Consider the following 10,536-nt stretch of genomic DNA (forward strand, 5'->3'; position numbering starts at 1 on the left):
TGTGATAGACCACTAGTTTGTTCTCGACATGAAGGCGTGCCGTCCGTTCGTCATCAGCGCGACGACGCTCGGCTTCGAGCATCGTTTCCTGCGCGCTGAAGAGCGCTCGCAAATCGGCGGGCAGCGCGGCAAGACGGGCGGGATCAATCGCGGATGGTGGCACATCCGCAAGCTATCATCCCAAGGTGCCGCGCGAAACAAATCGTCAGCCCTGAGTCAGTTCGCCGCAGCTGGCGTCGGGACGATCCGTTCGCCCACGCGCTTCCAGTTCAGCCCGTCAAACAGCGCTTCGAACTGCGTCCGCGTCAAACGCATGACGCCGTCACTGATCCGCGGCCATTCGAAATGGCCGCCATCGCCAAGGCGCTTGTAGACCAGAACGAGGCCCGTGCCGTCCCATAGCAAAATCTTAAGCCGGTCGGCCCGCTTCGAACGAAAAACCACGATCAGGCCCGAATGCGGATCAAGCCCGAGCGTGTTCTGCACGAGGCCGGCCAGCGCGTCGTGCCCGCACCGGAAATCGACAGGACGTACAGCAAGCACAATCCGCAGTCCCTGCGCCGGAATGATCATGCGCCGCGCTCGATCGCAGCTACGATCTCAGCGATCCGCACCGCGGACACGTCCGCGTCCAGGCGAACCGAAACCTTGCCAATCGTAATCTCGACGAGCCCCTCGGTCTTGCCTGACGCCGCTGGATCGCTCAGCTCGATCGACACGAAATCCGCCGCTTCGTCCGTGACCAATGCGAGCCGGCCAGTACGCGCTAATCTGCGCCACGTCGTCAACTGCTGGGCCTTGACACCATAACGCCGTGCGACCTCACATACGCGGGCGCCAGGCTTCATGCTCTCTAAAACAGCACGCCCCTTGATCTCCGCAGACCATAACCGGCCTCCAGAACGCGTACGGCGCGCAAGCTTCCCCGCAAAACCGTCAGCTTCGGCCTCCTCGCTCGATAGTTCCATCGCCGTCAGTCTCCTCCTGGCTGCTGCCCGAACAGCCAAGAATCGCAGAGCACAAACCGAGCGGAAACCCATCAATCAAATGGGAGTAAAGCTTCGCTTACGGTTGACCAGCCTGCCCGAGACCCTGCTAACGCAGCTCGGCTCCGGCCGCCTCGTTGATCTGGATGATAACCCGCTGCCTGCGCGGGTGCGGACCAACCTGACGGCGGCCACGAAGGCTGAGGGTTATGCTGGCCCGAACGTGTTCTTCTCGGATCCCGACGAAACAGCACAAGATCGGGCGCGGCCTCTGGCCGAGGCAGTCGCGGATTGGCTTGACGAGCCGGACGCGGCGGCCATCTGGCGGAGCTTCGCCGACGAGCCGGGAGCCGAGGAATATTCACGCTTCCTCGACAGGCTGCGGGACACCGTGAACTATGACGCATTTCGGCAGGCGGTGGCCGAGGACCTGCGGCAGGCGCCAGGGAGGCCGACATTGCGCGAGCAGTATTTCCAGGCGGCCGTGGCAGCGAACGAGAGCTGCGAGGATCGCATCAAGTTGAACTGGAATGGCATGCATACCGCGCGCGTGAACGCTGATGTTCTGGGCGGAGCCTACAATGAGCATCTCGACAAGCTCCTTCAGCAGGGCCGCTTTATGTTCCGCGTGGTCGCGCTGGAGGGGATCGCGCGCGAAAAGGTGACCTCGCTCCCCCTCGTCGACGAGATCGAGGTCTATCTCGCCTATCAGGCCAAGCTGCGCGAGCCGCTGGAGCTGGGGCACATCGCGCCGGACATGCGCTTCGTGGGGGTCTCCTACGTCACCGAGGACGATCTTGCCGCGGCTAAGACGTCCGTGCGCAACCAGGAGGCGGCGGAGTTCGCCGACTTCCTGGCAACCCGCTGGCAGCCCTGGGACACGCTGGTGAGCCGCATCGCACCCGAAGCTTACACTGCGATGGAAGGCCGGATGGGCGAGGAGTTGGAGAGCCGATTGGCGCAACGGCTGGCTGATCATCAGCCGACCAGCGACGCCGAGCCGCCCCTCCGAGCCCGAATCCGCAACGAAATTGTCCGCGAGATCAAGGGTGAGCTCATGCAGAAGGTGCTCGCAGAGCACGGCTTGGAAAGGTTGCTCTTACCTGACAACTCCGCCACGGGGTAAGTTCTCTGGTCTGCCATCCCGCCTAACGCGCAATCGGCGATCCGCTGAACTGCCTAACTGGGGCGTCGCCTGGTGCTCCCCCCGTCGCGCGGCGGCATTGAAACCTATCGCGATCTGCAGAAAGATATCGCCCGCCTCGCCTGCGATATCAGCGATCGCCATCGCAAGGACGATTGCGCGCGGATCATATATCCTAAGAACGACTTTAGCCGGTCTCGGGCTAAAATTGGCGTCGCAGGCTCGACGAACCCCGTTGTCGCCCAAACCGATACAATTGGATGACGGAACTCAGCGGACTGGTGACACCGCCCTATGACGCGACAGTATCGAGCAAGCGATAACAGGCCAGCCCTATTACGCGAAATCAAGCAACTATACTCCGCGCAGTCGATCACTGCGTCATTCCGGATGACTGCGGCACCGTCATGGCCTACTTCTCGTTTTTGTAGCGCGACCAAAGTCTTTCTTGAAATGACGGCATGCGCATTGCGTCCCCGCCTCATCATTCCCTCGAACGAGCCGCTTTTTCATCCTCCCGGATTCGCCATCCAACTTCTCTGGGACACATATGCGCAATGAGATCGGACCCAACTCGTTCCAGCTCAGACTGCCGCGAGAGCGTAGTTCGTCCGATGCCTTACGGCGTCAACTCTGCATCGAGAGATATTTGCCGCCGTAATACTCTCGCGCGGCGTTCCGACACACTCCCCCATAGAACTCGTCTGCGTCTTCGATCGTGTAACCAGCGCCGGCGAAGCAACCTCGTGCCACCTCGTGGAGCGTATGTCTTATTGACGTCGTATCGTCGTATACGGCGTTAAGACACGCGACGATGACTACGACCTCCTCCTTTGAGAGGCGCGGCTGGCCGCTTATCAAGCGCGCGTGATTGATGCAGGCGACCGCATTGGCGCACGTGAACGAGTCGCCAAATCCCGAGCAGTCCTCGAATCCATTGCTTTGCTCGTTCAACTTGACGTGCGCGATGGGCAGATATTTCAAGCCATCCATCTTAGCGTAATTCAACTCCTCGCCAGTCACGCGACCATGACGCGACCGCCTCTCCTGGAGCCAGCCGTCGAGTTGGTGCAGGTTCGGCCCAACCCAACTTTTGTTGCGTTTGAGCGGGTTCTTATTCGGATCTTCGAACATAAAAGTCGCATCGAGCCTGCTGGTTTCCGCCCGTGACAGCCAGCCTTGCTCCGACAGGGTCTGCATCACGACGTTCTCAGCGTGTCCCCAATGCTCGTCCGCCGCGTAGACCTGCCTGAAGTTCAGGATGGCTTGGCCGGCCGCGAACTGGGCCTCCTCTCCGAGACCGCAATCCTTGTCGAGCAGCGCCTCGAGCCTCTCGATACATCGCTTGAAAGTTAATCCCTTCTCGCTCTGAATGGCATCGTGGAAGTGCTGCATGCCCTTGTTCACGAACGGTTGCGTGATTGATCTTGAGGTGTAGCCGTAAGCACCAGTTTCCTCGTTGAGCACGCCCGTCAATGCGTACTTGTTCTTTTTGTCGTATAGCGGGCTCTTCGTAAGGTCCGGATCCTTCGGTACTTTCGGTGGCCTGTACTTGGCCACGCACTCGTCCTTCACGAGATGCCCCTTCATACAGCTCAGGTTCACCACAAGAGACGTGCGCGCCTCTGTGGTATTCACCAGGTGACCAACGTGTACATAGGTCGCCGCCCGGAAGTCTATCATCGTTACGAACAGGTTGTTACCGCAGGTACGGATTGGATTGAGGGGACGTTCATTGAGGCGCCGAGTGTCAGGGTCGGCAGCGTGATACGATGTGTAGTACTCCCTCGCCTTCGCCTGGGCTAACCTGAGCCGTTCGTTGCTGGTGAAGCCCTTCTTCCCGTCGTGCAGTGATGTCGTAGAAAGGAAGAAGTTGTTTGCGACCTCATTATAGGCGTAGCCCGCGCCCGCGAGATACAATCCATATTTCACTGCGCGCGCAACGTTTGGCCCATCTCCCCTCCCGCCTTTCGCTCCGTCTCCATTATTCGTTCCCCTCCCAGCCTGCCACACCACAGAACTCCTCCCAGTTGGAGTTGCTACACTCCGGGCACTGACCGCAGCAAGCGAATGGCGCTCTCCATGAAGCGCAGTCATCGAACTCGGGGCCTCGGCCTGTCCGCCGACGATTTGCCAAACCTGGGAGCGAAGCGCAGCAAGTGAATGGTCCGCTTGGTGAGGCGCACTGAGGACACTTGCCCCAGCCTGTCCGCCAACGATCCGCCAAACCCGGGAACGTAGAGAAGCAAGAAAATGATCAATTTCGTGGAACGCGGCCATCGAGCTAAGCTGTCGGGCAGTCCACGAACGATCCGCCGGTTTCGTGGCGAACACCGTCAGGGCTGGTTATTTCCAATTCACATCTCATGCGCGTCAATCATGGCCATTATGCAGGATCAACAGCACGATTGCGGCCCCTCTTGGCGCGCGCGACATTTCGGTCCGAACACGACCGACTTGATGCACCGCGAGATCCTAAAGCCACCAAATGAATCGGTGGATTTTTTGCCGCGTGTCTACGTTGTGCGTCGGACAATTCGTTCGAGCCGCAAGCATATGAGCCCGGCTTGCTCAAACCACCTGGTCTCACCGCACCCATTGTAGGAGCCAAAGCCGCAGGCTTATCCAACACTCTGTTAAGCGAAGCTGGATCAATCTACCAACTCCTCGTCGTGTCTACACACTGCCATGAAGCAGAACCGGCATGACCACTTCGAAGGCCCGGACGCGTCGATGCGGGCAATATATCCACCATTGCCCGCATCGTGCCTCGGACCAAGTCACCGCCCTTCGCTTCGCAAACCTGACAGGGGGTTACCATTATCCTCGCCGCTGGTGCTGCCGGGAACGTGCTCCCATTTCACTTCTTTGTAGGTGAACGACCAGTCTTCCATGTTTTGAAAGAAATTGTTCTTCGGATTGATCGTCAGCGGCACATAAGCCTTGCCTTCGATTAATGTTGCGTTCTTCCAGCTTATTTTGAAGAAGTGCTGCAGCTGCGGCATGCCCCCCGAATCGGCGCGGTAGAACTCGCAGACCACCTCCTCGAGCACCTCGTTTGTTGCCAGCGCCTGCCATAGCAACGGCGAGGCACGATCGAAGAACTTGGTGAAGAGCACCGGCTGGTGGTTGCGAGCGCCCGTGGCGACACCGCTCGTCGCGTCGCGTGGAACGGTGATGCCACAGGTGAAAGCGACGACGGTGATCTTCCCTTGCTTATCCGAGTCACCCTTGGCGACCTGCCCAATGCTATCCGGCTTGGAGGCATCCTTGGAGATGTCACCCTGCTTCTTTCCCTTTATTGTCAAGTAGGCTTCAAGGGACACTTTCCCCTCCTGTTTTCTGACATACGCCGGCACGCACCGGCGCGATGGATATCGCAAAATCCATGCCAAGAGCGGTGGCTATCCGCTACCAAGTATCGCGAGCCTTCCCGATCTGACGGCACAGCGCTGCGCGGTCGTCCAGACACCGGCACCATCGAGCGACGACATCGTCGCGATCGTGACAACGTCCTGTCAGGGCGTAACCGGGCCGACCTGCTTCAATTGACACAAGACATCGAGAAATGCGCGCGTGGCAACGTCGAGGACGGCCCGCCCGGTCACACTGTAACCCGTGCTGTTATCGACAACGACACTGCCCTTCAGCGCGTAGACGAGCACCGCGCGAGGGCCGCGTTGTTCCTGCCCGAGACAGTGCGTAGACAATTTGAGGCGCAATTCTCGTCCATCACGAAGCCGTTGCGACCGAATGCCATCGGCCGATGGCGGCGGCATGTTGATCGATGCTGTCGGCAAGATGGTTGCGCGTGCCGTATCAGCGACCGATTCCAACAGCGGGTCGATCTCATGAGTCGCTGGACGCCAGGCGGTCATAAGGCGCCAGAAGGTGACGCAGGTCCGTCGTAGATTTCGATCGAGGCGCCAGATTGCGACCTGAGGCGATTGAACAAGTGCGTGTCCGAAGTCACTCCTCCCTTCATATCGGGGTTGTGGACCGCCCCGATCACGACTGGTCGGTCAATGTCGCCGTTCAAGTAGCCGACCATGACTTCCGTTCCTGGCACCAACGGACAATGCAAGCCGGTTTGATTCGGACCTACATAAGGTTCGAGTTTGCGCACGTAGTCGCTGCCAGCGCCTTTCGCCAGTTCCTCGGCGAATGTAAACTGCAGCCTGTAGCGTCCCTGGTCGTCAATCTCGGCCCGCCCATTCCAGGCTTCTCCATCGACCGTGGCGGTGTGAAGGCCGACGCCCAGAGGCACAGGCGTCATCGCAACCGGTCGATAAGGCACGTCCGAGCGGATGCAATGGACCATGTTCTGGTAGGCTCGCCCATTCTGCATGGCTGCATGGAATCCAGTCGGGGCCGGGCAATAGGCCGAGTGATCCGCGGCGATAACGAGATACTTGCCATCGAAGCGGGGATGGCCCTCGAGTTCGAAGATGACGCCAGCTCGCAGCTCCGGCGCGTCGCTGTGAGCGATGTACATTGTCTGGCCGGCGCAGATCTGTTCGACCCGGATCCGGGCCAGGGCGGTCGCTTCGGCTTCGTTCGCAAAATGCCCGCCGAAGCGCGAGGCCTTGCCCACAAAACCGTTGCCTTGCCCGACCTGCTGATCGACAGAGACGACGGAAGGCACCGTTTCATTATAATCGCGGAACGCGATCGTCTTTGTCGAGAGAACCCGGCGCTGTCGGAACGAGCGAACGGCGCTTTCGTCGACGCTTCGCGGTGCCTGCCGCTCGTGCGCGCGCGCGTAAAGAATCCTCGACTTATCGCCGAACTTGACGTTGGGAAAGGCCAGATTCTTGTCGCCAAAAACGACGGTTTCACCGTCCTCTTCTTGCTTGAAGAAGTAGAAAATTCCATTCCGTTCGCAAAGGCGCGAAATGAACGTCAGATCACTTTCGTTGTATTGCACAATATAATTTCGCTTCGGATAGCGATCAAGATTGTATTCGCTGGGAATTGCGATGCTCACTTTGCCCAACTGCAATTTGATGATGTCGTCGACACCCACGGGTTGGTCAGGGCCATAAATGCGGCTCGCAACGGAGAGCTCGGCGACCGCAAAGCGCGGTCGCAGGACAAACTGGAGCACCCGCAGGTCGGTCACCGTAGGGTCGAGTTCCTCGATTTGGGCGCACAGGCCCGAGGCAAGCCATCGCCCACATGCGGTTTTGACAGACAGCGTGGCGCGCTCGCCAATCAAAGAGCTGGTATCGACATCGCTCGATGTCGTGGCGTAAATCACGTAGCTAAACGGCAAGGAAATACACTCTGTGCCCTCGAAACCTTGGACGTTGAGCTCAATGCCGTGCTTGCCGCGAATGTCCAGGTCAATGCTGAGATTGGATTCGTTGGTCATCGGCGCACCAAATCAACTGCGGCAGTGCTAACAACGCTTGCCACAGTGCCGCGGAGCAAGGGGCCGCCTGGGAGCCCAAAACACCTAGTGCAAACGATATCTCACGTTCCCGACCCGTTTTACGACGGCAGCAAGCGCCGACAGCGGAGGCAGACTCGGGACGATCGAGGACCAGGCGAACTCGCCGACAGGCTCGATACGGTCGCGTCGATGCCTGAAGCGAGCCCGCCGTTCCGCGGGCGAAATGGTAGGCGGCCAGCCAGCCCGACGTCAGTTTCTCGTTGCCATGAATAAGGTATCGCGATTGGCTGGCGCCGCATGGTGCACGTTCCAACCGTGCATCTGGCGTCCTTGATTGTGAAGAGTTCATCGCCTCTCCAATGCTCCGAGCGCAAGACGCATCTTGCGGTGATCCTTGCCCCTCAGCAAGGGACTGACAGCCGGGTGGTGCATTTCGAATTGGCTCCGGCACTAGCATTGTAGCATTGGCCACCTCGCGTCATTGTTGTGAGCCCAATCGACTGGCCCATGCACCTGTTGCGTGTGGCTCAGGTACGGTGGGGATATGTTGGGTTTCCTTCTCGAAAACGATGCGCGTGGGTTCAAGGGAAAGCGAGCGTCATTCGCCCAGCGGTTCGTGGACTCTGTGCATCGGTGTTTCTGCATCTCGATAGCAAAAGTTGTGCCAATGGGCATTTCCTCTTTGAACTGCTGATCAGGTTCTGAAAAGCTGCGGTTTGCCAGATTAGTGTTCTCAAGCTGACAAGGCCGGCGCGACTGTCAGACACCGCACAAGGAGTCAAGCTGGCCCAAACCCCAAGGTTCTTTTGCTGCATCACATAATTTGTCGATCGGGAAGGACCGCTACTTTTGAATAACCGACTAGCCCGAGATGATCGGCAAACGACATTCGACGCTGGAAGATGCGTCTTTGACGGGTAATGTCGATCCTGCTGCTGCTACCACGCTGGAAATAGCACTACGGGTCTAAGAATTGCCCAGCAAAAGGGCATGTCGACAATGGTCGTAACCGAACAGACGCTCCAGACTGGTCTGTTTCACTTCCCGGCATCGCGCTCGAATTGGATATCTTCTCCTAGCCTAAGCATCTCAGAACGGCACGATGCGCCTTACGCTCGTAAGAGAAGAGCGTTATGATCAGTTCAGGCGCGGCCGAAGATTGTGGCTCCTATCTTCGAACCGCTTTCGATGCAAGGCCGTGATAACTCCGGAGCTACCGAGGACGCGGACATTACGACGCGAGAGGACAGACGGCCACGGAGTTTTGTCCGTGCCGGACAAAGGAAAGGGATCCAAGCGGAGCCGCCGGCGTGAGCCTCTCGTCTCTCAGCGATTGACCGCAGCCGATCGACCCGCTGTTGCTCCGATGGAATTGCCTTTGAGCGAACGCGAGAACGGGTATCACCAGATGATTGTGGTCGTCAGAGTTCTCGTGGTCATCGCGGCATATATGATGCTGCCCAACGAGCAAGTATGGGTTGCGGGAAGATTGATCGCGAAGGAGCGACGGCAAATCGCGCTGCTTTTCAATTTTAAGGCATCGGGCTCAACCGAACTCACGTAACATGCGCGCTTCGGATCGAGCGAACATGTCTCAACGCTGCAATTGCACATTTTTCGGAGGTTCGCGTGAGCGACAGCAGCACCGGCTCCAGTCAGTGGCCGCGGCCCTATCAGGTGGATAAGCAACTCTATGAGGACTTTTGGAATTGGCTTACTGCGAAGCTCCCGCGCCGCCGCTCCTACGGTGCCGCCCTGGCCGCAGGCGATATATTCGACTTCCTCGCGTGGATCCGCGAGACCAACAGACCTCCAATCGCCCACCGGATTGCGCTGTCGTCGTCGGACGCCGACGTGCAAGCCTATGCAGCTGACTATATAGGGCGCGATGTACCGCTGATGGGTGGGTTTCGTGACCGCCTGCTGAACTTGGGAGATATGCTTCGAGACCTGCAATTTGAGAACTGGGCTCGTGAAAGGAACGTGATGTTTCAGGCCTTTGAGGGGGCCAGGCCATCGTCGTCGGGCAGCCGTCGCAGCTCTACCACCGATAGCGGTAGCACCCATACCACCGACAGCAGCAGCTCCAATCGGGGACCCGCCCCTTATGACGTGGATTTGCCACTCTATGAGGACTTTTGGAATTGGCTTACTGAGAAGCTCCCGAACAGTCGCTCGCGCGGCGCCGAACATGCCGCTAACGATATGAGCGATTTCCTCAGGTGGATCCGCGAGACCAACAGACCCCCAATGGCTCACCGCATTGCGCTGCCGTCGTTGGATACGGACATACAAGCCTATGTACGCGACTACATTGGGCGCGACGCACCCACGATTGGCGGATTTCGTAATCGTCTGCTGAATTTGCGAGATATGCTTCGGGATTTCCACCGCGACCAATTCGAGAGCTGGGCACGTGCGAGGGGGGCGATGTTTCAGGGCTTCGAAATTGCCGGGCCATCGTCATCACCACTGGCACCCACAATGCCTTCGGATGGACCGATGCTTGCAGCCGGCGCAGCGGCTAACTCGGCACGGCGTGACTTCGGAGCTTATGTCCTCCCCGGTTGGAGCGGCGGCGTTGCCCCGGACCCGCTGATCGCCGAATTGCGAGAAAGCGGCCTCCTTCCAGCGTCGTTGCGGCCACAAAGTGTGCTCATCAACGGTATGCGCTATGCTGCGCTATTGTCGCCAGGCCGGGCACCCGTGACCCCAAACAATCCGCAAGGGGAAAATTTTATTCTCACGCCTGGATACAGCGAATTGGGGCTGCCGCCTCACCCTCGAGTTGATCCGATAAACCAATTCGGGCCATTGCCCGATATCGGAGAGAGTGTCGGGCGTGACTGGATCCACGGCCCGCGCGTGGCCGACGGCTTCCTGATCAGCGTACTGAGAGAGTTCAGACTTCTGCCGACCCGCCAGGTCCCAATGACACGGTTCTACATCCATCGCGAGCGATACACAGCCGAGTCGAGACCAGACGGCCGCATCCTTGTCATCCATCGACC

The 10,536-nt window shown here is 58.8% G+C and carries 8 protein-coding genes and 1 pseudogene; 3 read left to right on the forward strand and 6 right to left on the reverse strand.

The genetic code is table 11. From position 1 onward, the window contains the following. Positions 1-216: 216 nt before the first annotated feature. Positions 217-573 carry an IS66 family insertion sequence element accessory protein TnpB gene (gene tnpB / locus CWO89_RS34185; RefSeq protein WP_130582868.1) on the reverse strand — a complete coding sequence of 119 codons (357 nt, stop codon included), beginning with the start codon at positions 571-573 and terminating at the stop codon, positions 217-219. Next, positions 570-968, reverse strand: a complete 399-nt coding sequence (tnpA, locus tag CWO89_RS34190; RefSeq protein ID WP_245476709.1) for an IS66-like element accessory protein TnpA — start codon at positions 966-968, stop codon at positions 570-572. The genes tnpB and tnpA overlap by 4 nt, the downstream gene beginning before the upstream one ends. A gap of 103 nt (positions 969-1,071) precedes the next feature. Between tnpA and CWO89_RS34195 the strand changes: the two genes are divergently transcribed. Then, positions 1,072-2,112 carry an NEL-type E3 ubiquitin ligase domain-containing protein gene (locus CWO89_RS34195; RefSeq protein ID WP_245476710.1) on the forward strand — a complete coding sequence of 347 codons (1,041 nt, stop codon included), beginning with the start codon at positions 1,072-1,074 and terminating at the stop codon, positions 2,110-2,112. A gap of 645 nt (positions 2,113-2,757) precedes the next feature. Here the strand turns inward: CWO89_RS34195 and xopAG are convergent. The 4 genes from xopAG to CWO89_RS34215 all read right to left on the reverse strand — a co-directional run bounded on the left by xopAG (position 2,758) and on the right by CWO89_RS34215 (position 7,504). After that, positions 2,758-4,143 carry a XopAG/AvrGf1 family type III secretion system effector gene (gene xopAG / locus CWO89_RS34200; protein WP_207234633.1) on the reverse strand — a complete coding sequence of 462 codons (1,386 nt, stop codon included), beginning with the start codon at positions 4,141-4,143 and terminating at the stop codon, positions 2,758-2,760. A gap of 767 nt (positions 4,144-4,910) precedes the next feature. Continuing rightward, positions 4,911-5,456, reverse strand: coding sequence for an Hcp family type VI secretion system effector (locus CWO89_RS34205; protein WP_165421442.1), 546 nt, complete (start codon positions 5,454-5,456; stop codon positions 4,911-4,913). 192 nt (positions 5,457-5,648) lie between these two features. After that, entirely contained in the window at positions 5,649-6,008 is a 360-nt protein-coding gene (locus CWO89_RS34210; protein ID WP_130582872.1) for a hypothetical protein, read from the reverse strand. After that, positions 6,005-7,504 (reverse strand): type VI secretion system Vgr family protein, encoded by a 1,500-nt coding sequence (locus CWO89_RS34215; RefSeq protein ID WP_130582873.1) that lies wholly within the window; start codon positions 7,502-7,504, stop codon positions 6,005-6,007. The genes CWO89_RS34210 and CWO89_RS34215 overlap by 4 nt, the downstream gene beginning before the upstream one ends. A gap of 1,291 nt (positions 7,505-8,795) precedes the next feature. Between CWO89_RS34215 and CWO89_RS34220 the strand changes: the two genes are divergently transcribed. After that, positions 8,796-9,089, forward strand: a complete 294-nt coding sequence (locus CWO89_RS34220; protein WP_130582874.1) for a hypothetical protein — start codon at positions 8,796-8,798, stop codon at positions 9,087-9,089. A 65-nt stretch (positions 9,090-9,154) separates the two neighbouring features. Continuing rightward, a pseudogene (locus CWO89_RS34225) lies at positions 9,155-10,536 on the forward strand (hypothetical protein); the annotation flags it as partial.

The sequence above is a fragment of the Bradyrhizobium sp. Leo170 genome (assembly GCF_004296405.1).
Classification (GTDB): domain Bacteria; phylum Pseudomonadota; class Alphaproteobacteria; order Rhizobiales; family Xanthobacteraceae; genus Bradyrhizobium.

Coding starts and splice junctions, on each gene's coding strand:
- CWO89_RS34210 (WP_130582872.1), bottom strand. CDS start 6,008: ATGACCGCCTGGCGTCCAGCGACTCATGAGATCGACCCGCTGTTGGAA.
- tnpB (WP_130582868.1), bottom strand. CDS start 573: ATGATCATTCCGGCGCAGGGACTGCGGATTGTGCTTGCTGTACGTCCT.
- tnpA (WP_245476709.1), bottom strand. CDS start 968: ATGGAACTATCGAGCGAGGAGGCCGAAGCTGACGGTTTTGCGGGGAAG.
- CWO89_RS34215 (WP_130582873.1), bottom strand. CDS start 7,504: ATGACCAACGAATCCAATCTCAGCATTGACCTGGACATTCGCGGCAAG.